Raw genomic sequence first — 23,269 nt, forward strand, 5'->3', positions numbered from 1 at the left:
CTGCACGCTCGAAAGGCGCCCACGTGTCCATCGGCAACTCACCCCCGGAAGACGACCGGCCGTCCGTCGGCCGCGCTCTCCAGCAGGCCCGGATCCAGGCCGGGCTGACCGTCGACCAGATCAGCACGACGACCCGCGTGCGCATCCCGATCGTGCACGCGATCGAACAGGACGACTTCTCCCGCTGCGGCGGGCACGTCTACGCCCGAGGACATATCCGCACGCTGGCGCGCGCCGCCGGCCTCGATCCCGCCCACCTCGTCGAGCAGTACGACGCCGAGCACGGCGGGCGCCCCCGGCCGAGCCGGGCGGCCCCGGTCTTCGAGGCGGAACGGATCAGGCCCGAGCCGCGGCGGCCCAACTGGACCGCCGCCATGGTCGCGGCGATCGTCGCCGTCGTCGGCTTCGTCGGCTTCACCCTCTTCAACGGGGGCGCCGGCGGCCGGGACGACGCGGTCGAGGCCGGACAGGCGACGGCCAAGCCGTCCAAGGCCCCCGCGAAGGCGCCGCCGAACCGGCCGGCCGACGCCAAGCCGGAGCCGTCCGACAGCGCCATCGCCGGCGCCCCCGCGAACAAGGTCACCGTCAAGCTCACCGCCGAACGCGACCAGACCTGGATGTCGGCGAAGGACCACAACGGCAAGCTGCTGGAGGAAGGCGTCCTCCAGCGCGGGGCCTCCAAGACCTTCACCGACAGCAACCGCATCGACCTGGTGCTCGGCAACGCCGGGGCGGTGCAGCTGTTCGTCAACGGCAAGGAGATCAAGAACGTCGGGGACGACGGCCAGGTGCAGCGGCTGAGCTACACCAAGGGCGACCCGGCGGCCGGCTGACCGGGCCGCCGGGCCCGTCCCGGTGCGGAGAGCCGGCGGGTGACCAGGCTCTCCGCACCGGGCGGCCACTCGGCAGCGGAAGCGGCGCCCGGACAAAGTAGGCTGAGCCCTATGCCCGAACGCCGTACCGTCGCTCTTGTCACACTTGGCTGCGCCCGTAACGAGGTGGACTCGGAGGAGCTGGCAGGCCGTCTGGCGGCGGACGGCTGGGACCTCGTCGAGGACGCCGCCGACGCCGACGTGGCCGTCGTCAACACCTGCGGCTTCGTCGAAGCCGCCAAGAAGGACTCCGTCGACGCCCTTCTCGAAGCCAATGACCTCAAGACCGCGTCCTCCGAGGGGCGCGGCGGCCGCACCCAGGCCGTGGTCGCCGTCGGCTGCATGGCCGAGCGGTACGGCAAGGAGCTCGCCGAGGCCCTGCCCGAGGCCGACGGCGTGCTCGGCTTCGACGACTACGCCGACATCTCCGACCGGCTCCAGACCATCCTCTCGGGCGGCGTCCACGCCTCCCACACCCCCCGCGACCGCCGCAAGCTGCTGCCGATCAGCCCCGCCGCGCGGCAGGACGCCGCCGTCGCGCTCCCCGGCCACGCGCAGGAGGCGCCCGCGCCGGCCCCCGAGGACCTGCCCGAGGGCGTCGCCCCGGCCTCCGGACCCCGTGCGCCGCTGCGCCGCAGACTCGGCACCAGCCCGGTGGCCTCCGTCAAGCTGGCCTCCGGCTGCGACCGCCGCTGCTCCTTCTGCGCCATCCCCTCCTTCCGCGGCTCCTTCGTCTCCCGCCGTCCCTCGGACGTGCTGGGCGAGGCCCGCTGGCTCGCCGAGCAGGGCGTGAAGGAGGTCATGCTGGTCTCCGAGAACAACACCTCGTACGGCAAGGACCTGGGCGACATCCGGCTGCTGGAGACGCTGCTGCCGGAGATCGCGGCGGTGGACGGCCTGGAGCGGGTGCGCGTCAGCTACCTGCAGCCCGCCGAGATGCGGCCGGGCCTGATCGACGTCCTGACCTCCACCGAGAAGGTCGTCCCCTACTTCGACCTGTCCTTCCAGCACTCCGCCCCCGGCGTGCTCCGGGCGATGCGGCGCTTCGGCGACACCGAGCGCTTCCTGGAGCTGCTGGACACCATCCGCTCCAAGGCTCCGCAGGCCGGCGCCCGGTCCAACTTCATCGTCGGCTTCCCCGGCGAGACCGAGGAGGACGTCGCCGAGCTGGAGAAGTTCCTCACCGCGGCCCGGCTGGACGCCATCGGCGTCTTCGGCTACTCCGACGAGGACGGCACCGAGGCCGCCGGGTACGAGGGGAAGAACGACCCCGAGGTCGTCGCCGAGCGGCTGGCGCGCGTCTCGCGGCTGGCCGAGGAGCTGACCGCGCAGCGCGCCGAGGAGCGGATCGGAGAGACAATCGAAGTACTGGTCGACCGCGTCGACGACGAGGACGGCGTGATCGGCCGGGCCGCGCACCAGGCGCCGGAGACCGACGGCCAGGTCAGGCTGCTCACCGAGGGCCTGGACAGCCCGCCGGTGCTCGGACGTATGGTCGTGGCCACGGTCGTGGCGAGCGAGGGGGTCGACCTCGTCGCCGAGCCGGTCCGATACGGCGGACGTACCGAGGAGGCGGGCAGATGAGCGGAGTCCCGGCATCGGCCGCGGGCCGTCCCGCCCCGGCGCCGGGCGTGCGGCGGGTCAGGCTGTGGAACATCGCCAACATCCTGACCATGGGGCGCCTGTTCCTGGTGCCCGGTTTCGTGCTGCTGATGCTCCACAACGGCGGGTACGACCCGGCCTGGCGCTCGTTCGCCTGGGCCGCGTTCGCCATCGCCATGATCACCGACCTGTTCGACGGGCACCTGGCCCGGACGTACAACCTGGTCACCGACTTCGGCAAGATCGCCGACCCGATCGCCGACAAGGCGATCATGGGCGCGGCGCTGCTCTGCCTCTCCGTCCTGCACGACCTGCCCTGGTGGGTCACCGGTGTGATCCTCGCCCGCGAGATCGGCATCACGCTGATGCGCTTCTGGGTGATCAAGCACGGTGTGATCCCGGCCAGCCGCGGCGGCAAGATGAAGACGCTCGCCCAGGGCGTGGCCACGGGGATGTACATCCTCGCCCTGGAGGGACCGCTGGCCACCCTCCGCTTCTGGGTGATGGCGGTGGCCGTCGTCTTGACGGTCCTCACCGGGCTGGACTACGTACGGCAGGCGATCGTGCTGCGCCGCGACGCCGGGGCCGCGGGGTCCGGGCGGTGAGCGCCGGGGTCCCGCGGGAAGCGGAGCGGGCTCTGGCCGCGCTGGTCTCCCGGGACCGGACGGTGGCGGTGGCCGAATCGCTCACCGGCGGACTGGTGGCCGCCGCGCTGACCGCCGTCCCGGGCGCCTCCCGCGCGGTCCGCGGCGGGGTCACCGCGTACGCCACCGACGTCAAGCGCGAGGTGCTGGGCGTCGACGGCGGGCTGCTGGCCACGCGCGGAGCGGTCGACGCCGAGGTCGCCCGGGGAATGGCCCGGGGCGTCCGCGCGCTGCTGGCCGCGGACTGGGGTCTCGCGACGACCGGCGTCGCCGGACCCGACCCGCAGGACGGCAAGCCCGTGGGCACGGTCTTCGTCGCCGCGGCCGGCCCGGACGGGACGTGCGCGGTGCGCGAGCTCGCGCTGGATGGCGGCAGGGAAGCGATCCGGACAGAAAGCGTGCGCGCCGTTCTCGGCCTGCTGCTCGACGAATTGACGGGGAACGCGGGGGCAAAGGATACGGAACACAAGGGGGGAATGGATGTTTGCAGCCCTGAGTGAACACGACATAGCTCCCCGCACGGCCGCACCCCGAGGCGGTACGGTGGGGCGTGAAGGATCCGGATTCGCGGTCCAAGGAGGGAGCCACCGATGATTCTGCTCCGTCGCCTGCTCGGTGACGTGCTGCGTCGGCAGCGCCAACGCCAGGGCCGCACTCTGCGCGAGGTCTCCTCTTCCGCCCGGGTTTCGCTCGGCTATCTCTCCGAGGTCGAGCGGGGGCAGAAAGAGGCGTCCTCCGAGCTTCTCTCCGCAATCTGCGACGCTCTGGACGTCAGGATGTCCGAGGTCATGCGTGAGGTGAGCGACGAGCTGTCGCTCGCCGAGCTGGCGCAGTCGGCGGCGGCGAGCGAGCCGGTACCCGCGCCGATGCGGCCGATGTTCAACCCGGTGTCCGTGACGTCCGTGACCGGCGTACCCGGCGAGCGCGTCACCATCAAGGCGCCCGCCGAGGCCGTCGACGTGGTCGCGGCGTAGCGCGGGGCGGCGGGGCGGGCCCTCCCGGCCGGCTGTCCCGTCCGTTTTCGACTCCCCGGTCCCCGCAGACCCCCGTGGTCTGCGGGGACCGGTGCGTTTACCGTTTCGTGGCCGATGCCGGGCATTTCCCGATGTGGCGTATCACTCCGCATTTCCGGCCCGTTTCGAGTGGCTGTGGGATGGTAGGTGCAACGGAGGAAAGCGAAACGACGTCGACGGTGAAGGAGCAGCGCATGTCTGTCGTCAAGAGCCCTCTGTCCGAGCAGGACCGCAAGACCGTCGGTGACGCCCTTCAGGGGGCCCTCGTCGATCTGGTGGACCTCTCGCTCGTGGCCAAGCAAGTCCATTGGACTATCGTGGGCCCGCGCTTCCGCTCGGTGCACCTTCAGCTGGACGAGGTCGTGACCACGGCCCGGCAGCACGCCGACACCGTCGCCGAGCGCGCCTCCGCCCTGGGGATCGCCCCGGACGGCCGCGCCGAGACGGTGGCCAAGACCAGCGCCATCGACACCGTGGGCGGCGGCTGGAACAAGGACGTCGAGGCGGTGCGCATCATGGTCGAGGCGCTGGGCGCGGTGATCACCCGGATGCGCGAGCGCATCCGCGACACCGACGAGCCGGACCCGGTGACCCAGGACATCCTCATCGGGCTCACGGCCGATCTGGAGAAGCACCATTGGATGTTCCAGGCGGAGAACGCCTGAGCGGGGGCGCGGTGTTGACCGCCCGCGGACGCGGGGCGGTGCGGGTGAGGGCCTTCCGACCGGATGCCGGTCGGGGGCCCTCCGGCCTGCTTCGGGGCTGTTCACGGTCATTCCCAGGGGATGGGGATGGTCGGTGTGCGCGTGTGTCCCTCTGGGACGACATGCACTCCTTCGGAGGGTTTCGCCGCACGACGGCGGTCACGCGCGGTCAGGCCGTGGACCATGGTGCGGAGGGTGCCGTCGTCGCGAGTGAGTGCCGCGCAGGTGTGGAACGTGTGGTGTCGGCTGCGGAAGTACCGGGGTGCGCCGATGTCCTCGACGGGCAGTCGGGGACGAGGAGTTGGCGGGTGCACCGGAGGGCACTGCGGCACGACTGGGGCCGTACCGGCGCGGTCGACGGCGTCGTCGGGAGTGGCACGGGGAGGGCGCTGCGGCGGCGGATGCGGGGTGCGGGGCGGGGCTGCGGCGGGGCGGTCAGCGGGACGATGGGTGGGGCGATGGGCGGGGTGATGAGTGGGGTCGTCGGGCCGGAGACCGGGGTCGCGTTCCAGCGGTTCGCCGGCGCCTGCGTCACTGGGTGCCGGCAGGGGATCGTCGTGTGAGGCGAGGCGGTGCGGTCGTGTGAGGTGTGGCGTGTGAGGTGAGGCGGTATGGCGTGTCCTGCGCGGGGCCCGGCGGGCCGGGGGCGAATCCGGGTGAGGCGGTGGTGGCGGGAATGCGAGGCCCTAATGTGAGACGCATGTCTGCCGACCCCGCGGACGGGCCCTGTCCCGCCGAGGAGATCAACCGCGCCATCCGCGCGTTCCTGACCGACCGCGACGGCCGGCCCCTGACCCCGGCCGAGCGGCGGCAGTACGAGCAGTTGCGGGCGCGCTGGCTGGAGGCCGTGCGCCGGCGCAGGGGGTGTGCGGCGCCCGCGCCTTCGCCTTCGCCCGCCTCGCCTTCGTCCTGAAGGGGCCGGCGTGCGGCGGTTCGGCGGGGCCGAGGACGCGGGCGGGTGCCTGGGCGGGCCGCTCGGGTGGCGGAGCGCGGCGCGGCGGGGTCTCCTGGGGGCATGGACGAGCACCCGGTGATTCGGTTCACGAACGAGCTCATGGTGGTGTCGGAGCTCGATCAGCGTGCCGCCGGCGCGTTCGTGCGCAGCGTCTACCAGGAGGGTGCGCGCGAGGGCGAGCAGCGGGTGATCGTCGAACTGCACCGGCGCGACCGCAGGATCGCGGAGCTCGAAGGGGAGCTGGCGCGGCTGCGCGGCGAGGACGGGGAGACGGCCGGCTGACGGGCGGCGCCCGATGGGCGCCCCGCCGCGGGGACGCGGGTTCCGGCGTCCCGCCGAAGGAGGCGGCATGCTCTGGCGCGGGATACGCGAGATACGGCGGCGGCGTCCGCTCCTCCGGCTGCTGCCCTTGGCGATGGGCGGGGTGTGGTGGTGGGCGGTCTGCCGACTGGTCGACGAACCGGAGCGGGCGGGCTCCGTGGAGGGGCTGGTGGTGACCGGGGGTGGGGGCTGAGCCTGCTGCCCGTGCACTGCGTGCCGTGGACACGGGGGCGACGGGGCGGGACGCGCACCCGCAGGGAGGAGGGGGAGAAGCGGGGACGGGGGACGAAGGGCGGTAGCGATGAAGGGGGGTAGTGGGGCGGTCGGTACGGACCCGGGTCACCCGTATGGGTGAAGGACTGTGGTTGGGGGAGGGGGTACGAGGAGCGTGCGCGCCGGCTTGGCCGACCCGTTGGGGGCGACTGGGTCTGTCGGGTTGTCTGGGGCTGCCCGGAGCCGCACTTCTTCGGACGCGGTGGGCGTGCGGTCCGCTCCGGCGGGCTCGGCGGATCCGGTGGGGCCGTCCGACCGGCCGGGCTGGGTGCGGTGGTTGGGGCGTCCGGGGCTCGCATTGCCTCGGCCGGACAGGCATGCGGTCCGGCCGGCACCGGCCCGCGTGGGCCGGTGCCGCGGTGCTCAGGGTGCTCGTAGCCGCATCCCCTTCGGTGTCGCGTGGAAGCCCGCCGACTCCAGCAGCGAGCCCAGCGGGGAGCCCAGGGCCGGGGATCCGTTGATCCGTTCCACGGTGACCGTGCCGAGGGCCCCCGCGCGGGCCGCGCCGGCCAGGGACTCGGCGGCCTCGCGCAGGCCGGGGTCGTCGGCGTCCGCCGGCTCCGCGCCGTCCCCGCCCGCCGTGCCGGGCCAGGCGAGGAGCGTCTTCCCGCCGCGTTCCATATACAGGGCGAGCGCGCCGTCGAGGAGGACGACGAGCGAGCCCGCCTTGCGGCCCGGTTTGTGGGTGGCGCCGGACGGTGGGTCGGGCCAGGGGAGTGCGGCGCCGTACGCGTTGGCGGGGTCGGCGGCGGCCAGGACCACCGCGCGGCGGCGGGCCGGACGGCCGGGCGCGGCCGGGGCGGGACCCGCCGCGCCGCCCTCGGCGCGCTCGCGGGCGGTGGCGACGGCGCGCAGCCGGTCGATCGCGCCCTCCATGGCGAACTGGGCGGCGCCCAGGCCCTCGACGACATAACCGCGGCGGGCCTGGCCGCTGTCCTCGAAGGCGGAGAGCACCCGGTAGGCGGCGGAGAAGCCGCCCGCCACGCCCTCGGCGGCGACGGCACCGCGGGTGACGACGCCGTGCCGGTCGAGGAGGGTGCGGGCCAGGGCGTGGGCGCGGTGGGTGGTGTCGCCCTCGGGCTCCGGGAGCAGCGACCAGCGGCCGGCGACGGTCGGGGGGCCGCCGCGCGAGGCGGTGGGGCGGCCGGTGGCGGCCAGGGCGGTACGGGCGGCGAGCGCGCCGTAACGCCCGCGCGGGACCGCCCGTTTGGCGCGGTGCGCGGTGGAGCCGGCCGTCCGGCCGGAGCCGAGGAGCGCGCGCAGCGGCGCGAGGGTGTCGTTGGTGAGCCGGCCCGACCAGGCCAGGTCCCAGAGGGCGTCGGCCAATCCGGCGTCGTTCGGCGGCGTTCCGTCGGACTCCTGGTGCACCGCGCGGACGCGGTCGGCGATCTGGCGGAAGAACAGGCCATAGCCGCCGGAGAGCGCGTCCAGTACCGCCCGGTGCAGCGGCGTCAGCTCCAGCGGGTGCGGGTCGGGCAGCAGCAGCGGTGCCGTGTCGGCCGGCAGCAGGGAGACCCAGCCGTCCTTGCCGGGGAGCGCGCCGGCGCCGGCCCAGACCACCTCACCGGCGGCGGTGAGTTCGTCCAGCAGCGCCGGTGAGTAGTCGGACACCCGCGCGGGCAGGACGAGCTTCTCCAGGGCGGACGCGGGGACGGGCGCGCCCTGCAACTGCTCGACGGCGCGCAGGAGTCCGTCGACGCCGCGCAGCTCGTGGCCGCCGATGTGCTGCCACTGGGGGAGGAAGGCGGCGAGCGCCGTGGGCGGTACGGGCTCCAGCTCCTGCCGGAGCGCCGCGAGCGAGCGGCGGCGCAGCCGGCGCAGGACCGTGGCGTCGCACCACTCCTGGCCGGTGCCCGCGGGGTGGAACTCGCCCTGGACGACCCGGCCCCCGGCCGCCAGGCGCTGCAGGGCGCCGTCGGTGACCGCGGGCCCCAGGCCGAAGCGGGCGGCGGCCTCGGCGGAGGTGAACGGGCCGTGCGTGCGGGCGTAGCGGGCGAGGAGGTCGCCCAGCGGGTCCTTCACGGGCTCGGTGAACGCCTCCGGGACGCCCACCGGGAGCGCTGTGCCCAGGGCGTCGCGGAGCCGGCCGGCGTCCTCGATCGCCGCCCAGTGGTCCCGGCCGGCGATCCGTACCCGCAGGGCGCGGCGGGCGCCGGACAGCTCCTCCGCCCACGCCGGGTCGGCGCCGCGGGCGGCCAGCTCGTCGCCGGTCAGGGGGCCGAGGATCCGCAGCAGGTCGGCCACGCCTTCGGCGTCCTTGACCCGGCGGTCCTCGGTGCGCCACTGGAGTTCGGCCTCCAGCTCGGCGAGGACGTCGGCGTCCAGCAGCTCGCGGAGCTCGGCCTGGCCCAGCAGTTCGGCGAGCAGCCGCGAGTCGAGGGAGAGGGCGGCGGCGCGGCGCTCGGCGAGCGGGGAATCGCCCTCGTAGAGGAACTGGGCGACGTAGCCGAACAGCAGCGAGCGGGCGAACGGAGACGGCTCGGGCGTGGTGATCTCGACGAGGCGGACGCGGCGGGCCTCGATGTCGCCCATGAGCTCGGTGAGTCCGGGGACGTCGAAGACGTCCTGGAGGCACTCGCGGACGGCCTCCAGGACGATGGGGAACGATCCGAACTCGCTCGCCACCTCCATCAGCTGGGCGGCCCGCTGGCGCTGCTGCCACAGCGGGGTGCGCTTGCCGGGGTTGCGGCGCGGCAGCAGGAGCGCGCGGGCGGCGCATTCCCGGAACCGCGCGGCGAACAGCGCGGAGCCGCCCACCTGTTCGGTGACGACGCCGCCGATCTCGCCGCGGTCGAAGACGACGTCGGCTGCACCGACGGGCGACTGCTCGGCGTCGTACTCGGTGCCGGGCCGGGCCGGGTCGGTGTCGAGCAGGTCGAGGCCCAGCAGGTCGGCGTCGGGCAGGCGCAGCACGATGCCGTCGTCGGCGTGCATGACCTGGGCGTCCATGCCGTACCGCTCGGCGAGGCGGGCGCCGAGGGCCAGCGCCCAGGGGGCGTGCACCTGGGCGCCGAACGGGGAGTGGACGACGACCCGCCAGTCGCCCAGCTCGTCGCGGAACCGCTCGACGACGATCGTCCGGTCGTCGGGCACGTGGCCGCAGGCGCGGCGCTGTTCGTCGAGGTAGGCGAGGACGTTGTCGGCCGCCCAGGTGTCGAGGCCGGCGGCCGTGAGCCGGGCGCGGGCGTCCTCCGGGCGGGCGCCGCCGATCTCGCGGAGGAACGCGCCCAGTTCCCGGCCCAGTTCCAGCGGGCGGCCCAGCTGGTCGCCCTTCCAGAAGGGCAGCCGGCCGGGGACGCCGGGGGCGGGGGTGACGAGGACGCGGTCGCGGGTGATGTCCTCGATGCGCCAGGAGGTCGTGCCGAGGGTGAACACGTCGCCCACCCGCGACTCGTACACCATCTCCTCGTCCAGCTCGCCCACCCGTCGCCCGCCACCACCCCGAGTGGAAGTGCTGCGCGCTGCCGTATCCGATGGGCCGCCGCCCTTCTTGGGATCCGTGCCGGCGAGGAAGACGCCGAACAGGCCGCGGTCGGGGATGGTGCCCCCGGAGGTGACGGCCAGCCGCTGGGCACCCGGGCGGCCGGTGACCGTACCGGCGACGCGGTCCCAGACCAGGCGGGGCCGCAGCTCGGCGAAGGCGTCGGAGGGGTAGCGCCCGGCGAGCATGTCGAGCACCCCGGTGTAGGCGGACTCCGGCAGCGCGGCGAACGGGGCGGCGCGCCGCACCAAGGCGAGCAGTTCGTCGACGTCCCAGGTGTCCATGGCCGTCATGGCGACGATCTGCTGCGCCAGCACGTCCAGCGGGTTGGCGGGGACGCGCAGCGACTCGATGGCCCCCTGGCGCATCCGCTCCGTCACCACGGCCGCCTGCACCAGGTCGCCCCGGTACTTGGGGAAGACCACACCGGTGGAGACCGCGCCGACCTGATGCCCGGCGCGGCCGACGCGCTGGAGGCCGGAGGCGACCGACGGCGGCGACTCGACCTGGACGACGAGGTCGACGGCGCCCATGTCGATACCCAGTTCCAGGCTGGAGGTGGCGACGACGGCGGGCAGCCGGCCCGCCTTGAGGTCCTCCTCGACGAGGGCGCGCTGCTCCTTGGAGACCGAGCCGTGGTGCGCGCGGGCGAGGACCGGCGGGGCGCCGTGGGCGGCGCCGGACTGGGCCATCAGCTGGGCGGGGGCGTGGTGTTCGGGCAGCGGCTCGCCGGTGGCGCGCTCGTGGGCGATCTCGTTGAGCCGGTTGCACAGCCGCTCGGCCAGGCGGCGGGAGTTGGCGAAGACGATGGTGGAGCGGTGCGCCTGGACGAGGTCGGCGATGCGCTCCTCGACGTGCGGCCAGATCGAGGGCTTCTCCCGCTCGTCCCCCTCCTGGACGGGCGAGGCGCCCAGCTCGCCGAGATCCTCCACCGGGACGACCACGGAGAGGTCGAACTCCTTGCCCGACGGCGGCTGGACGATCTCCACCCTGCGCTGCGGGGACAGGTAGCGGGCCACCTCCTCCACCGGGCGGACGGTGGCCGACAGGCCGATGCGCCGGGCCGGGCGCGGCAGCAGGGTGTCCAGCCGCTCCAGGGACAGGGCGAGATGCGCGCCCCGCTTCGTACCGGCGACGGCGTGCACCTCGTCGAGGATGACCGTCTCCACCCCGGAGAGCGCCTCCCGCGCGGCGGAGGTGAGCATCAGGAACAGCGACTCGGGGGTGGTGATCAGGATGTCCGGAGGCCGGGTGACCAGCGCGCGGCGCTCGGCGGCGGGGGTGTCGCCGGAACGGATGCCGACCCGGATCTCCGGCTCGGGCAGCCCGAGCCGGACGGCCTCCTGCCGGATGCCGGTGAGCGGGCTGCGCAGGTTGCGCTCGACGTCGACCGCCAGGGCCTTGAGCGGTGAGACGTACAGGACGCGGCAGCGCTTGGCGCGCTCGGCGGGCGGCGGGGTGCTCGCCAGCCGATCCAGCGAGGCGAGGAAGGCGGCGAGCGTCTTGCCCGAGCCCGTGGGGGCGACGACCAGCACGTCCGAGCCCGCGGAGAGGGCCCGCCAGGCGCCGGTCTGGGCGGCCGTGGGCGCGTGGAAGGCGCCCGTGAACCAGGAGCGGGTCGCGGGGGAGAAGCCGTCGAGGGCCGCGTCCCCCGCCGGGGCCGCCGCCGGTTCCGTCGAGTCGGCCGGTTCTTCCGTCATGCCCCCCATCGTGCACCGGGGCACTGACAATGCCCCTGAAGCGCAGGTCAGGCCATGTCAGAGCTGATCGGCGCAGATCCGGGGGGAGGGGAGAGAGGCGCCGCGGCCGTGGGCGCGCAGGGTCAGGAGTGCGTCGATGGTGGCCATCGGGCGGCCTTCGAGGGCGGTGCCGGGCGCCCAGGCGCGCCGCCGCAGCGGCCAGCCGCCGTCCTCCTGCTGGGCGGCGGCGAGGTGGTCCAGCGACCGTTCGAGCTCGGCGTCGGTGAACCAGGGGCGGGCCCGGGAGTCGGGGCTTCGCGCGTAGTCGTGCGGGAAGTGCGCCGGGGGCCGGGTCTGCGGGCTGCCCTCGCCCGGTCCGGCGCCGGACCGGTCCGGGTCCAGCACGGCCAGCCGCTGTTCCCGGACCACCCGGCCGAGCCGGTCCGCGGCGGCCTCGGCCCGCTTGCGGTCGGGGACGCCGTCGAGGAAGGCCACGGCCGCCTCGATCTCGTAGGGGTGCGGGCGGGCCCCGGCGGACAGCGCGTCGATCGCGGCCCAGCAGAAGTCCGTGGCGCGGAACAGCCAGGCGTGCCACACGGCGTTGCGGTGCAGCAGGCCCACCACCGGCCCGGTGGTCAGCAGGGAGCCGGTGCCGGCCCGGGCGCCCGCGGCCGGGTGCCAGGGGGCGGCCGGCCAGCCGGCGGACGCGGGGTGCAGGGCGGGCAGGGCGCCGTCGGGGGTGGAGATCGCGGTCAGGAACCGGCAGACGGCCTCGGCCCGGCGGTCCCCGCAGCGGCCGATCTCGTCCAGGACGCGCAGGGCGTGCGCGGTGTGGTGCGGCTGGCTCACCGGACCGCGGAGATCGGGGTCCAGGGCGTGCCCGTAGCCGCCATCGTCGCCCCGGTAGGCCGTGAGCGCCGCCTCGACGGCGTCGGGGCTGCCGTCGCGGAAGTGGAAGGCGAATCGGCGCTGTTCGAGGACGCGGGCGGTCAGCCAGACGAAGTCTTCGGCGCGGGCTGCGGGGGATGCTCCGGACGGTGCCATGGAACAGACCGTAGGGCCCGGAACGCCGCCGGTCAGCGGCTCGTGCCCGGCTGCACCCGCAGGGGCGGCGGACGGGAGGCGCGCGGTTGACGGGCGGGGGCCGGAGGGCGCCCGGGTGGACTGTTCCGGGGGGTTCTAGGATCGGGAACCCTCGGGGGCGGAAGGGGCGGTCGTGGACGAGGGACGAGCCGTGGTGTCGGTGCTGGCGAGCGCCGCCGCGGACGGACGCGCGGCCTCCGCGATCGGGGCCGGGAACGCCGTCGTCATCCTGGGGATCACCGGGCTGGTGCTGTTCCTGCAGTTCCGGGCCCGGCGGGTGCGGGCGGTGATGTTCGTCTGGGTCGCCCTGCTGACGGCCCGCGGCCTGCTGCCCCCGGGGCCCGCGCGGACGACCGCGGCCGGCCTGGCGTTCCTTGCGGTGGGGCTCGTCGTCTCCGCGGTGTTCGGGTGGCTGCGGGGCCGGACCATGCCGCTGTGGCGGGACCGCGACGGGGTGGTGTGGCGCCGGGGCGACTCCGTGACGCTCCGGCTGTGGCTGCTGACCATCGGCGCGCGGTTCGCGCTGACGGGCGTGGAGTACGCGCTGTTCGACGAGCCGTTCAACGGCGGTTCCTTCCTGCTCGGCTTCGGGCTGACGCTGGCCGTCCAGCAGGTGGTCCTGATGCGGCGGGGCCGGGCGTCGGCACCCGGCGGGGCGGACGCGCGGGGCGGCCTCGGTCCGGCCGGCGTGCTGGGCTCCGTCGGGTGACGCCTTACCCTGCGTACATGCGGTTGACGGACTTCTGGCGGCGAATGGCCGACCACTTCGGGGCGGCGTACGCCGACTCCTTCGCACGCGATCACGTGATGTCCGAGCTGGGCGGCAGGACGGTGCGCGAGGCGCTCGACGCGGGCTGGGACGCCAAGGACGTGTGGCGCGCGGTGTGCCGGGCGATGGAGATCCCCGCCGACCGGCGCTGACCGTCGCCGCCTTCTCGGGCGCCCTCGCCCGGCCCCGTCCACGCACGGGACTTCCGTTCCCTCCGACCCGCGTGGCGCGTTTGACACAAAAATCGAACATCCATTCTCATGGGTGGACCGGGCCTGTGGGGAGAAGGCGTTTTTCCAGGTCAGCGCGGTGCCCGGGCCCGTTGTCAGTGGCAGGCGCTAGCGTCGTGGACGTGAAGCGATCGACTCAAACGAACCGGGTGGAACCCATGGCAGGCACGGACCGCGAGAAGGCGCTCGACGCCGCACTCGCGCAAATCGAACGGCAATTCGGCAAGGGCGCCGTGATGCGCCTCGGTGAGCGTCCCAACGAGCCCATCGAGGTCATCTCCACCGGGTCGACCGCTCTCGACGTCGCGCTCGGCGTCGGCGGGCTGCCGCGCGGCCGCGTGGTGGAGGTCTACGGTCCGGAGTCCTCCGGCAAGACGACCCTCACCCTGCACGCGGTCGCCAACGCGCAGCGGGCCGGCGGCACGGTGGCCTTCGTCGACGCGGAGCACGCGCTCGACCCGGAGTACGCCAAGAAGCTCGGCGTCGACATCGACAACCTGATCCTGTCCCAGCCTGACAACGGCGAGCAGGCGCTGGAGATCGTCGACATGCTGGTCCGCTCCGGCGCGCTCGACCTGATCGTCATCGACTCCGTGGCCGCCCTGGTGCCGCGCGCGGAGATCGAGGGCGAGATGGGCGACTCGCACGTGGGCCTCCAGGCCCGGCTGATGAGCCAGGCCCTCCGAAAGATCACCAGCGCGCTGAACCAGTCCAAGACCACCGCGATCTTCATCAACCAGCTCCGCGAGAAGATCGGCGTGATGTTCGGCTCCCCGGAGACCACGACCGGTGGCCGGGCGCTCAAGTTCTACGCCTCGGTGCGGATCGACATCCGTCGCATCGAGACCCTGAAGGACGGCACGGAGGCGGTCGGCAACCGCACCCGCTGCAAGGTCGTCAAGAACAAGGTCGCGCCGCCCTTCAAGCAGGCCGAGTTCGACATCCTCTACGGCCAGGGCATCAGCCGCGAGGGCGGCCTCATCGACATGGGCGTCGAGCACGGCTTCGTGCGCAAGGCCGGCGCCTGGTACACGTACGAGGGCGACCAGCTCGGCCAGGGCAAGGAGAACGCCCGCAACTTCCTCAAGGACAACCCCGACCTCGCCAACGAGATCGAGAAGAAGATCAAGGAGAAGCTGGGCGTGGGCGTGAAGCCCGAGGCCCAGGGCGGCGAGCCGGGCGCGGACGCGGCGGGTGCCGCGGCCGAGCCCGCCAAGGCCGTGCCCGCCCCGGCCGCCAAGGCCACGGGGAAGGCCAAGGCCGCGGCCAAGGGCTAGCCGCCCATGACACGGCGAAGCGACTGGTCTGAGCAGGCCGTTGAGCACCGTGCCGGCCGCGGGGACCGCGGCGACCGTACGGGCGGTGGTGCCGCGTCCCCGTCGAGGGCCGGGGACGGGGCACCACCGCCGCCGGAGGAGCAGGCGCGGGCGATCTGCCTGCGCCTGCTCACCGGGAGCGCGCGCACCCGGAAGCAGCTCGCCGAGGCGCTGGCCAAACGCGGGATTCCCGACGAGGTGGCGGAGGAGGTGCTGTCCCGCTTCGAGGAGGTCGGGCTGATCGACGACGCCGCGTTCGCCGGCGCCTGGGTGGACTCCCGGCACCGCGGCCGGGGCCTGGCCCGCCGGGCCCTGGCCCGCGAGCTGCGCACCAAGGGCGTCGACGCGGCGCTGGTCGACGAGGCCGTCGGCCGGCTCGACGCGGACCAGGAGGAGCGGACCGCCCGCGATCTGGTCGAGCGCAAACTGCGCACGACCCGCGGCCTGGACCGGGAGAAGCGGCTGCGGCGGCTCGTCGGCATGCTCGCCCGCAAGGGCTATCCGGAGGGCCTCGCCTTCCAGGTCGTGCGACGGGCGCTGGAGGAGGAGGGCGACGACCCCGAGACGCTGGACGCGTACCTGCCGCCGGGGGAGTAGGGAGCGGAGCGGCGGTGGCGCCCGTACCCCCGGCTCTCCGGACCGTTCGCTCCCCGGCCTGTTCGCGACCTCGGAACTCGAATCTCGGGCCTCGGACCTTTGACCTCGTACCGCGCGGGCGCGCCGCCGGGCCGCCGGGGGAGTGGTCGGCGCGGACGTGCCCCGTACCTCCCGCTCCCCGGCCCGTTCGGCCCATGGACCCCGTATCGCGCGGGCGCGCCGCCGGAGGAGTGGCCCGCACGCGCCCGTACGCCCGGAGCCGTGGGGTCAGCGTGCCACCGGCAGGCCCGCCGCCCGCCATGCCCGGAAGCCGCCGGCCAGGTCGGTGGCGCGGCGCAGGCCCAGCCGCCGCAGGGAGACGGCGGCCAGCGACGAGGCGTACCCCTCGTCGCAGACGACCACCACCGGCAGGTCGTGGCCGGTGGCCTCCGGCGCCCGGTGCTCGCAGGCCGGGTCGAGGCGCCACTCCAGTTCGTTGCGTTCCACGATCAGGGCGCCGGGGATCGTACCGTCGCGTTCCCGGAGGGCGGCGTAGCGGATGTCGACCAGCAGTCCGCCGCGTGCCTGGACGTCGGCGGCCTCGGCCGGGGACAGCCGGTCCAGTTCCGCGCGGGCGGCGGCGAGCAGTTCCTCGACCCTCATGCCCACTCCTCCGGCCACTCGACCTGTTCGAGCCGCAGCACCGGCCCGGTCCTGCTGTAGCGCCGCATCATCGGCAGCGGCGGGTGGTAGGCGTGCGCGGACACCGCGTGCCCGGCCTCCGCGTTGAAGACCTGGTGGACGTGGTGCGGGCCGAACGCCCGGCCGTCCCGGTCGGCGAGCCGGCGTTCGCGGTCGACGCCGTCCGCCAGTTCCAGCGTCTTCCACCCCTCGGTGGGCAGCCGGGCGGCGAGCGACTGCTCGGTCAGGACACCCCGGGCGGTGACGAAGGCGCCGTGCGAGCCGCCGTGGTCGTGCCAGCCGGTGCCGGCGCCGGGCGGCCAGCCGATGAGCCACGCCTCGCAGCCGCCCGGCCCGTCCAGCCGGATCCAGGTGCGGCCGGCGGGATCGAGGGGGAGTGAGGAGACGAGGGCCGCGTCGGCGGCCACCTCACGGACGAAGTCGAGGAGTTCGGCGGCGGAGGGCCCACCGGCCTGGGCGGCAGGGGAGGTTGAGGCGGAAACAGACAACGGAACCGTCCTGGAAGATCGCGGAGGAGCGCGCCGCGGCCCGGGGTACGCACGGAACGGGCACCCGGGCCGTCGGTCGGCGGCGCGCGATGGCAGCGGATCAGCGGGACGGACGACAGACACAGCCCGCGTAGCGGAGCAGGTCGACATGGACCCTCCGCCAGAAACGCGCGCCTCCGTCAGTCATGCCCCGGAGTGAACCACCGACCGTCCACCCCGGTCAACGCTTGGCCGAAGCCTCACGGGTGGCCGCCTCCACGGCGCCCTCCCCCTCGCTTCCCGAAGTCCCCGGAGCGCCGCCGGCCGGCTCCTTGACGAGGTCCGTCCCCGTCGCCGGGGCCGGTTCCGGGGCGCCGCCGCGGGTGGCGTCCGCGCATGCGGAGAGCTCGGCGGCCCGCACCCCGGAGAGCGCGGCCACCAGGTACCCGTCCGGCCGCACCACCAGCACCGTGTGCGCCGCGGCCCCCGGATACTCCTCCGCGACGAGCAGTTCGGCCCGCATCGGCAGCCCCTCCACGGCGGCGGCCAGCCCGGGCATCAGCCCCGCGCCGAGCCAGTGCCGGCGCTCCCAGACCCCCGTCCCCGGGGCGATCAGCACCACCAGCAGATCGCCGTCGAGCCGGTCGTGCAGCCGGACCGACGACCCGTCCGGCGCGGTCACCGGCACGTCCTCCACCGGGGCCCCCACCGGGGTGCCGACGGGCACCGAGCCGGCGGGCGGCGCGGGGGGCGCCAGGGGCGTACGGCCGTACAGCACCGGACCGGCCAGCTCCCCCCGCCCGAGATGCCCCTCCGTCAGGATCGCGTCGGAGGCGCGCACCGAGCCCGGCACGACGCTCCGCCGGACCGCGCGCCAGCCGCCGGTGCCCCGGACCGCGGGCAGCGCCCGGTCGGCGGACCGCAGCAGACAGCCGACCGCCTCCCTGCGCTCCTCCTCGTAGCTGTCGAGGAGCGCCTCCGAGGCGCCGTGGTGCCAGGCCAGGGCCAGCTTCCAGGCGAGGTTCCCGGCGTCCCGCAGGCCCTCGTCCAGCCCCTGGGTGCCGAAGGTGCCCAGCAGATGGGCGGCGTCCCCGGCGAGGAAGGCGCGCCCGACGCGCCAGCGGCGCGCGAGTCGGTGGTGCACGGCGTGCACGCCGGTGTCCAGGAGCTCGTAGGGGGGCACGTCCCCGCACCACGCCCCCAGCGAGTCGTGAATGTGGCCCAACAGGGTTTCGGGCGTGACCAGTCCGCCGTCCGGCGGCAGCAGCCAGTCGAGCCGCCACACCCCGTCGGGCAGTGGACGGGCCGTCACTTCGACGCCGCGCAGCGGCGACCGCTGCAGTACGGCCTCGCCGGGCCACGGCAGCTCGGTGCGCAGCGCGGCGACGGCGTACCGCTCGACGTTGGTGCGCCCGGGGAAGCGCGCGTCCAGCAGCTTGCGCACGGTGGACCGCGCGCCGTCGCAGCCGACCAGGTGGCTCGCCCGCCACGCCACCCCGCGCTGGGTCTCCACGGTGACCCCGGCACCGTCCTGCCGGAGCGCCGTCACCCGGCTGTCCGGGACGATCCGTACGGTCTCGTGTGCGGCCAGCGCCGCCCGCAGTTCGCGGACCAGCGCGTGCTGCGGCAGGTGGAGGGGCGGCGGCTCGCCGGGGCCGCCGTCGGGTACCTCCCCGTCGGGCGCGCGCTCGTCGTCGGGGGCGAACACCCCGTCCTCCGCCGGGACTTCCTTGCCCGCGTCGGGCCCGGTGAAGGCCACCCGGGCGACCGTCGAACGCCGGCGCAGGGTGCGCCAGCCCGTCCACCGGGCGCCCTCCGCCGTGGTGCAGCCGAGGCGCTCCAGCATCGCGGCGGTGTCCGGCCGCAGCACGGCCGTCCGGGCGAGCCGCCGCTCGCCGAGGTCCGCGTCGCCGGCCGGTCTCTCGTCCAGGACGACGACGGGCACCTCGTGACGGGAGAGGGCCAGGGCGAGCGCGAGGCCGACGGGGCCGGCCCCGACGACGGTCACCGGGTCCACGGCGCGAGGGTGGTGAGGAGACGGAGCGCGATCACAGAACGTATGCAACCCATTGCCGGTGCTTGCGTCAAGTGATCAGTGGTCCCCCGGCGGCGCGCCGGTGGCGTACGCCCCCCGGTCCGCGGTGGGACCGGGAGCCGTCGTGCGCCACCGGGGCACCACCCGCTCAGGCGGCCGGACCTGCCCCGGCGGCGCTCCCGAGGTCCGCGGTCACGGGGGAGCGGGAGGGGCGCCCTTGCGGGAGCGCTTCGTGCGCCGTTCGATCCAGTTGGCGATGCCGGACAGGGCGAGGCAGAGCAGGATGTAGATCGAACCGAAGACGATGACCATGGGGATGAACGGGTAGACCCCGCCCACCGGCACCTGCTGCTGTGCGAACGACTTGCCCACGAAGAGCAGTTCCTCGTAGAGGATGATGAAGCCGAGTGAGGTGTCCTTGAGCGTCACCACCAGCTGGCTGATGATCGACGGCAGCATCGAGCGGACGGCCTGCGGGACGAGGATGCCCGTCATCACCTGGGTCTTGCGCAGCCCGATGGCGTAGGCGGCCTCGCTCTGGCCCTTGGGGAGGGCCTTGATGCCGGAGCGGAAGATCTCCGCCTGGACCGAGCCGTTGTACAGGGTCAGGCCGATGACCAGGGCCCACATGGGTTCGGTGGTGAAGAACGCCGCGTACAGCAGGAAGATCATGATGAGCAGCGGCATCGCGCGGAAGAACTCCACCAGCACGGTGGCCGCCCAGCGCACCGGCGCGTGGTCGGAGAGCCGCCCGGTGGCGAGCAGCGCGCCGAGGGCGAGCGAGAGGACCGCGGCGATGGCGAACGTCTTGAGGGTGGTCAGCAGGCCCTCGACGATGCGTTCCTGCGTGTCGTTGTACTGGTAGGTGTCCCACAGGCCGTGCTGGAACTGCCCGGTGACGTCCAGTCGGTGCAGGATGAACGCGATCAGGCCGAGGATCGCGAGGGCCGCGAGGACGCCGTAGACGCGGTTGCGGACGCGGGCCTTGGGGCCGGGGGCGTCGAAGAGGACGTTGGTGCTCATCGGGCCACCGCCATCCGGCTCTCCAGCAGCCGGAAGAGGCCGCTGATGGCGAAGGTGACGATGAGGTAGCAGAGGGCGATCCAGAGGAAGATGACGTAGATGTTGTACCCCTCGTCCGCGTTCAGCTGCTTCTGGAGGGCCCCGAGTTCGGCCACGTTGAAGCCCGAGGCGATGGCCGTGTTCTTGGCGAGGGCGATCATCAGGCTGCCGATCGGGGGTATCGCGGTCCGCAGGGCCTGCGGGAGGACGACCTGGCCCAGCGTCTGGCTGAAGGTCATCCCGATCGAGCGGGCGGCCTCCGCCTGTCCCATCGGCACGGTGTTGATGCCGGAGCGGATGGCCTCGCAGATGAACGCCGAGGTGTAGCAGCCCAGCGCCAGCACGGCGAGCCAGAACGAGTCCCAGCCCTTGAGGCCCAGCGCCGGCAGGCCGAGGGTCACGGCGAGGAAGAGGAGCACGAGCGGGGTGTTGCGCAGCAGCGTCACCCAGGTCGTGCCGAAGACGCGCAGCGCGGGCACCGGAGAGACCCGGAACGCGGCGATCAGGGTGCCCAGCACCAGGGCCAGCAGTGCGCTCAGCACCGTCAGTTCCACGGTGTTGAGGAAGCCTTCGCGGAACTCCGCGAAGTGGTCCGTCAGAACGTTCAAGTCACTTCTCCGGAATCGCGTGGCGGTCGTCCCCGGGGCCCCGGCCCCCGCTCAGGGGGCCGGGGCGGCCCGGCGGGCGGCAATCGGTGGCGTCAGTACCGGTCGACGGCGGGCGGCTCCTGGGCGGCCGCGCCCGACTGGCCCAGGGTGGCGTCGTACGCCTTCTTCCAGTCGCCGTTCTTCATGTGCGCCTCAAGGGCGTTGTTCACCGCGTCGCGCAGCGCCTTGTCGCCCTTCTTGAGGCCGACGCCGTAGGGCTCCTTGGAGAACGGGTTCCCGACGACCTTGAGCGCGCCCTTGTTCTGCGCGGCGTAGCCCTTGAGGATCGCGTCGTCCGTGGTGACCGCGTCCACCGTGCCGTTGATCAGCTCCTGCACGCAGAGCTGGTAACCCTGCTGCGCCTTGACCTCCTTGGCGCCGTACTTGGCCTCCTTGATCCGCTTCAGCGGGGTGGAGCCGGTGGCCGAGCAGACCTTCTTGCCCTTGACGTCGTCCGGGCCCTTGATGTCGCTGTCCTTCTTGACGAGCAGGTCCTGGCCGGCGATGTAGTACGGGCCGCCGAAGTCGATCTGCTTCTTGCGCTCGTCGTTGATCGTGTACGTGCCGACGTACAGGTCGACGCCGCCGTTGGCGATCTGGGTCTCGCGGCTCTCCGAGGGCACCGTCTTGAACGTGATGTGGTCCTTGTCGAAGCCGAGGTCCGCCGCGATCATCCGGGCGATCTCCACGTCGAAACCGGAACGTGTCTTGTCGCTGGGGTTCTCGAAGCCGAGGAAGGGCTGGTCGGCCTTGGTGCCGATGGTGATCTTCTTGCCCTTGATCTTCTCGAAGACCGGCGAACCCTTCACATCGGCGGCCGTGTTGACCTTGTAGGTCGGGACCGCCGGGGCCGAGGAGCCGGCTCCGGGGTCGGCCTTCTTGCCGTCGTCGGTGTCGCGGTCCTTGCCGCAGGCGGTCGCGGACGCGGCCAGCGCCACCACCACGGCGGCCACGGCGGCGGTCTTCCGGAGCTTCATCGTGAACATCCTTTGTGTCGGCGGGTGTTCGCCCTGCGGGAGGACGGCGTGGGGGTGGCGGGGAAAGGGCTCAGTGGTGGAGGATCTTGGAGAGGAAGTCCTTGGCGCGGTCGCTGCGCGGGTTGCTGAAGAAGGCGTCCGGCCGCGCCTCCTCGACGATGCGGCCGTCGGCCATGAAGACCACGCGGTTGGCGGCGGAGCGGGCGAAGCCCATCTCGTGGGTGACGACGACCATCGTCATCCCGTCCCGGGCGAGCTGCTGCATCACCTCCAGCACCTCGTTGATCATCTCCGGGTCCAGGGCGGAGGTCGGCTCGTCGAAGAGCATCACCTTGGGGTCCATGGCGAGCGCGCGGGCGATGGCCACGCGCTGCTGCTGGCCGCCGGAGAGCTGGGCCGGGTACTTGTCCGCCTGGGCGCCGACGCCCACCCGGTCGAGGAGGGCGCGCGCGGTGGCCTCGGCCGACTTGCGGTCCTTCTTGCGGACCTTGACCTGACCCAGCGTCACATTGTCCAGGACGGTCTTGTGCGCGAACAGGTTGAAGGACTGGAAGACCATGCCGACGTCGGCGCGCAGCCGCGCCAGCTCCCGGCCCTCCTGGGGCAGCGGCCGGCCGTCGATGGTGATCGACCCGGAGTCCGTCGTCTCCAGCCGGTTGATCGTCCGGCACAGCGTCGACTTCCCGGAACCCGACGGGCCGATGACGACGACCACCTCGCCGCGGGCGATGGTGAGGTCGATGTCCTGAAGGACGTGCAACTGCCCGAAGTGCTTGTTGACCTTGTCCAGGACGACCAGGGGGTCCCCCGCGGGGGCGGTGCCCTCGGCGGCCGTGGCGTCCTTGGTCACCGGTGCTTCGCTCATCGGCGTTCCTCGCTCCGTCCTCCTCGAATGAGAGGACAGTAGTGAGCCGCCCCGACCAGCGTCATTACATCTGAGCTGAAATTGAGCATAACGATCCGGCCGCGACCGGACACCGAGGGTGAAGGGGGGCGCGAAGCGCGCGCGGGGCGTACCGGGTGCATAACGGAAGCCCCCGGCCGGGCCGCACCCCCTTGACGCGCGCCGCGTCCATCGGAGTGGATGCGGTGTCGCCGCACAAGGGCGCGCGGCACGACGGAGGGCGACGAGGACGAGTGAGACTGCTGCTGGTGGAGGACGACGACCACGTCGCCGCGGCCCTGTCGGCCGTACTGGCCCGGCACGGCTTCGCCGTCACCCACGCCCGCAACGGCGAGGAGGCCCTGCAGGCCCTGCTGCCGGGCGACGCCGCGCCGTTCGGCGTCGTCCTGCTAGACCTCGGCCTGCCCGACCAGGACGGCTTCGAGGTCTGCGGCAGGATTCGCAAGCGCACCGGCACCCCCGTCATCATGGTGACCGCGCGGGCCGACACCCGCTCCAAGATCCACGGTCTGAACCTGGGGGCCGACGACTACGTCGTCAAGCCGTACGACACCGGCGAACTGCTGGCCCGCATCCACGCCGTCGCCCGGCGCACCCCGCCGGGCCCCGGACCCGGCCCCGGCCCGGGCCCGGCCCCGAGCCGGACGACACCCTGCGCCTGGGCGGCCTGACCATCGAACTCCCCACGCGGCGCGTCTCGGTGGACGGCCTGGCGGTCCCGCTCACCCGCAAGGAGTTCGACCTCCTGGCGCTGCTCGCGCAGCGGCCCGGCGTCGTCTTCCGCCGGGAGCAGATCATCAGCGAGGTGTGGCAGACCAGTTGGGAGGGGACGGGCCGGACGCTGGAGGTGCACATCGCGTCGCTCCGGGGCAAGCTCCGCATGCCCGCCCTGATCGAGACGGTCAGGGGCGTCGGCTACAAAATCGTCGTCCCCTCGGCGTGACGGCCGGCCACACC

24 protein-coding genes and 1 pseudogene are annotated in these 23,269 nt (G+C 73.8%); 15 read left to right on the forward strand and 10 right to left on the reverse strand.

The features are described 5' to 3' along the window. The first annotated feature begins 23 nt into the window (after positions 1-23). The 10 genes from ACQEVS_RS25010 to ACQEVS_RS25055 all read left to right on the forward strand — a co-directional run bounded on the left by ACQEVS_RS25010 (position 24) and on the right by ACQEVS_RS25055 (position 6,304). Positions 24-833: a helix-turn-helix domain-containing protein gene (locus ACQEVS_RS25010; protein ID WP_433023726.1), complete on the forward strand. Its 810-nt coding sequence runs from the start codon at positions 24-26 to the stop codon at positions 831-833. A 111-nt stretch (positions 834-944) separates the two neighbouring features. Next, entirely contained in the window at positions 945-2,456 is a 1,512-nt protein-coding gene (gene rimO / locus ACQEVS_RS25015) for a 30S ribosomal protein S12 methylthiotransferase RimO (RefSeq protein ID WP_433023728.1), read from the forward strand. Next, positions 2,453-3,079 carry a CDP-diacylglycerol--glycerol-3-phosphate 3-phosphatidyltransferase gene (gene pgsA / locus ACQEVS_RS25020; RefSeq protein ID WP_433023730.1) on the forward strand — a complete coding sequence of 209 codons (627 nt, stop codon included), beginning with the start codon at positions 2,453-2,455 and terminating at the stop codon, positions 3,077-3,079. Before rimO ends, pgsA begins: the two co-directional genes overlap by 4 nt. Next, positions 3,076-3,618 (forward strand): CinA family protein, encoded by a 543-nt coding sequence (locus ACQEVS_RS25025; RefSeq protein ID WP_433023732.1) that lies wholly within the window; start codon positions 3,076-3,078, stop codon positions 3,616-3,618. The genes pgsA and ACQEVS_RS25025 overlap by 4 nt, the downstream gene beginning before the upstream one ends. Positions 3,619-3,708: 90 nt before the next feature. Then, positions 3,709-4,092 carry a helix-turn-helix domain-containing protein gene (locus tag ACQEVS_RS25030; RefSeq protein WP_004955592.1) on the forward strand — a complete coding sequence of 128 codons (384 nt, stop codon included), beginning with the start codon at positions 3,709-3,711 and terminating at the stop codon, positions 4,090-4,092. A gap of 233 nt (positions 4,093-4,325) precedes the next feature. After that, positions 4,326-4,796, forward strand: a complete 471-nt coding sequence (locus ACQEVS_RS25035; protein ID WP_433023735.1) for a Dps family protein — start codon at positions 4,326-4,328, stop codon at positions 4,794-4,796. Between the two features lie 278 nt (positions 4,797-5,074). Further along, positions 5,075-5,398: a hypothetical protein gene (locus tag ACQEVS_RS25040; RefSeq protein WP_433023737.1), complete on the forward strand. Its 324-nt coding sequence runs from the start codon at positions 5,075-5,077 to the stop codon at positions 5,396-5,398. A 137-nt stretch (positions 5,399-5,535) separates the two neighbouring features. After that, a complete protein-coding gene (locus ACQEVS_RS25045; protein ID WP_433023739.1) occupies positions 5,536-5,748 on the forward strand; it encodes a hypothetical protein in 213 nt (70 codons plus the stop codon). 102 nt (positions 5,749-5,850) lie between these two features. Then, positions 5,851-6,072, forward strand: a complete 222-nt coding sequence (locus ACQEVS_RS25050; RefSeq protein WP_185943360.1) for a hypothetical protein — start codon at positions 5,851-5,853, stop codon at positions 6,070-6,072. 67 nt (positions 6,073-6,139) lie between these two features. Further along, positions 6,140-6,304 carry a hypothetical protein gene (locus ACQEVS_RS25055; protein ID WP_433023741.1) on the forward strand — a complete coding sequence of 55 codons (165 nt, stop codon included), beginning with the start codon at positions 6,140-6,142 and terminating at the stop codon, positions 6,302-6,304. 443 nt (positions 6,305-6,747) lie between these two features. Here ACQEVS_RS25055 and ACQEVS_RS25060 read toward each other — a convergent pair whose 3' ends face one another. After that, positions 6,748-11,565, reverse strand: a complete 4,818-nt coding sequence (locus tag ACQEVS_RS25060) for an ATP-dependent helicase (RefSeq protein ID WP_433023743.1) — start codon at positions 11,563-11,565, stop codon at positions 6,748-6,750. Between the two features lie 57 nt (positions 11,566-11,622). Further along, positions 11,623-12,588: a hypothetical protein gene (locus ACQEVS_RS25065; protein WP_433023745.1), complete on the reverse strand. Its 966-nt coding sequence runs from the start codon at positions 12,586-12,588 to the stop codon at positions 11,623-11,625. 172 nt (positions 12,589-12,760) lie between these two features. On the opposite strand from ACQEVS_RS25065, the gene ACQEVS_RS25070 reads away from it, so the two are divergent. From ACQEVS_RS25070 to recX, 4 genes are all read left to right on the forward strand, one after another. Next, on the forward strand, positions 12,761-13,336 hold the full coding sequence (locus ACQEVS_RS25070) for a hypothetical protein (protein ID WP_433023747.1): 576 nt from the start codon (positions 12,761-12,763) through the stop codon (positions 13,334-13,336). A gap of 17 nt (positions 13,337-13,353) precedes the next feature. Continuing rightward, a complete protein-coding gene (locus tag ACQEVS_RS25075; protein ID WP_004945405.1) occupies positions 13,354-13,548 on the forward strand; it encodes a DUF3046 domain-containing protein in 195 nt (64 codons plus the stop codon). Positions 13,549-13,784: 236 nt separating this feature from the next. Then, a complete protein-coding gene (gene recA, locus ACQEVS_RS25080; protein WP_433023750.1) occupies positions 13,785-14,903 on the forward strand; it encodes a recombinase RecA in 1,119 nt (372 codons plus the stop codon). A gap of 6 nt (positions 14,904-14,909) precedes the next feature. Then, positions 14,910-15,539: a recombination regulator RecX gene (recX, locus tag ACQEVS_RS25085; RefSeq protein WP_433023752.1), complete on the forward strand. Its 630-nt coding sequence runs from the start codon at positions 14,910-14,912 to the stop codon at positions 15,537-15,539. 267 nt (positions 15,540-15,806) lie between these two features. On the opposite strand, the gene ACQEVS_RS25090 is transcribed toward recX, so the two are convergent. The 8 genes from ACQEVS_RS25090 to ACQEVS_RS25125 form a co-directional block, all read right to left on the reverse strand. Further along, a complete protein-coding gene (locus ACQEVS_RS25090; RefSeq protein WP_433023754.1) occupies positions 15,807-16,181 on the reverse strand; it encodes a rhodanese-like domain-containing protein in 375 nt (124 codons plus the stop codon). Then, positions 16,178-16,708 (reverse strand): cysteine dioxygenase, encoded by a 531-nt coding sequence (locus ACQEVS_RS25095; protein ID WP_433023756.1) that lies wholly within the window; start codon positions 16,706-16,708, stop codon positions 16,178-16,180. The genes ACQEVS_RS25090 and ACQEVS_RS25095 overlap by 4 nt, the downstream gene beginning before the upstream one ends. Positions 16,709-16,808: 100 nt before the next feature. Further along, positions 16,809-16,895 (reverse strand): putative leader peptide, encoded by an 87-nt coding sequence (locus ACQEVS_RS25100; RefSeq protein WP_433027886.1) that lies wholly within the window; start codon positions 16,893-16,895, stop codon positions 16,809-16,811. 33 nt (positions 16,896-16,928) lie between these two features. Beyond that, positions 16,929-18,704 (reverse strand): FAD-dependent oxidoreductase, encoded by a 1,776-nt coding sequence (locus ACQEVS_RS25105; protein ID WP_433023758.1) that lies wholly within the window; start codon positions 18,702-18,704, stop codon positions 16,929-16,931. Positions 18,705-18,914: 210 nt separating this feature from the next. Then, positions 18,915-19,745, reverse strand: a complete 831-nt coding sequence (locus ACQEVS_RS25110; protein WP_433023760.1) for an amino acid ABC transporter permease — start codon at positions 19,743-19,745, stop codon at positions 18,915-18,917. Then, positions 19,742-20,392, reverse strand: a complete 651-nt coding sequence (locus ACQEVS_RS25115) for an amino acid ABC transporter permease (protein ID WP_433023762.1) — start codon at positions 20,390-20,392, stop codon at positions 19,742-19,744. Before ACQEVS_RS25115 ends, ACQEVS_RS25110 begins: the two co-directional genes overlap by 4 nt. Positions 20,393-20,484: 92 nt before the next feature. After that, positions 20,485-21,408, reverse strand: a complete 924-nt coding sequence (locus tag ACQEVS_RS25120) for a glutamate ABC transporter substrate-binding protein (RefSeq protein WP_433023764.1) — start codon at positions 21,406-21,408, stop codon at positions 20,485-20,487. 70 nt (positions 21,409-21,478) lie between these two features. Then, entirely contained in the window at positions 21,479-22,273 is a 795-nt protein-coding gene (locus ACQEVS_RS25125; RefSeq protein ID WP_433023766.1) for an amino acid ABC transporter ATP-binding protein, read from the reverse strand. 272 nt (positions 22,274-22,545) lie between these two features. Here ACQEVS_RS25125 and ACQEVS_RS25130 point away from each other — a divergent pair. After that, a pseudogene (locus tag ACQEVS_RS25130) lies at positions 22,546-23,255 on the forward strand (response regulator transcription factor). Positions 23,256-23,269 lie beyond the last annotated feature (14 nt).

It is taken from the genome of Streptomyces sp. CA-181903, assembly GCF_050937075.1.
In the GTDB taxonomy this organism is placed as follows: domain Bacteria; phylum Actinomycetota; class Actinomycetes; order Streptomycetales; family Streptomycetaceae; genus Streptomyces.

Coding starts and splice junctions, on each gene's coding strand:
- ACQEVS_RS25050 (WP_185943360.1), top strand. CDS start 5,851: ATGGACGAGCACCCGGTGATTCGGTTCACGAACGAGCTCATGGTGGTG.
- ACQEVS_RS25100 (WP_433027886.1), bottom strand. CDS start 16,895: ATGACTGACGGAGGCGCGCGTTTCTGGCGGAGGGTCCATGTCGACCTG.
- ACQEVS_RS25045 (WP_433023739.1), top strand. CDS start 5,536: ATGTCTGCCGACCCCGCGGACGGGCCCTGTCCCGCCGAGGAGATCAAC.
- ACQEVS_RS25125 (WP_433023766.1), bottom strand. CDS start 22,273: ATGAGCGAAGCACCGGTGACCAAGGACGCCACGGCCGCCGAGGGCACC.
- recX (WP_433023752.1), top strand. CDS start 14,910: ATGACACGGCGAAGCGACTGGTCTGAGCAGGCCGTTGAGCACCGTGCC.
- recA (WP_433023750.1), top strand. CDS start 13,785: ATGGCAGGCACGGACCGCGAGAAGGCGCTCGACGCCGCACTCGCGCAA.
- ACQEVS_RS25075 (WP_004945405.1), top strand. CDS start 13,354: ATGCGGTTGACGGACTTCTGGCGGCGAATGGCCGACCACTTCGGGGCG.
- ACQEVS_RS25055 (WP_433023741.1), top strand. CDS start 6,140: ATGCTCTGGCGCGGGATACGCGAGATACGGCGGCGGCGTCCGCTCCTC.
- ACQEVS_RS25060 (WP_433023743.1), bottom strand. CDS start 11,565: ATGACGGAAGAACCGGCCGACTCGACGGAACCGGCGGCGGCCCCGGCG.
- ACQEVS_RS25090 (WP_433023754.1), bottom strand. CDS start 16,181: ATGAGGGTCGAGGAACTGCTCGCCGCCGCCCGCGCGGAACTGGACCGG.
- pgsA (WP_433023730.1), top strand. CDS start 2,453: ATGAGCGGAGTCCCGGCATCGGCCGCGGGCCGTCCCGCCCCGGCGCCG.
- ACQEVS_RS25065 (WP_433023745.1), bottom strand. CDS start 12,588: ATGGCACCGTCCGGAGCATCCCCCGCAGCCCGCGCCGAAGACTTCGTC.
- ACQEVS_RS25110 (WP_433023760.1), bottom strand. CDS start 19,745: ATGAGCACCAACGTCCTCTTCGACGCCCCCGGCCCCAAGGCCCGCGTC.
- ACQEVS_RS25030 (WP_004955592.1), top strand. CDS start 3,709: ATGATTCTGCTCCGTCGCCTGCTCGGTGACGTGCTGCGTCGGCAGCGC.
- ACQEVS_RS25120 (WP_433023764.1), bottom strand. CDS start 21,408: ATGAAGCTCCGGAAGACCGCCGCCGTGGCCGCCGTGGTGGTGGCGCTG.
- rimO (WP_433023728.1), top strand. CDS start 945: ATGCCCGAACGCCGTACCGTCGCTCTTGTCACACTTGGCTGCGCCCGT.
- ACQEVS_RS25035 (WP_433023735.1), top strand. CDS start 4,326: ATGTCTGTCGTCAAGAGCCCTCTGTCCGAGCAGGACCGCAAGACCGTC.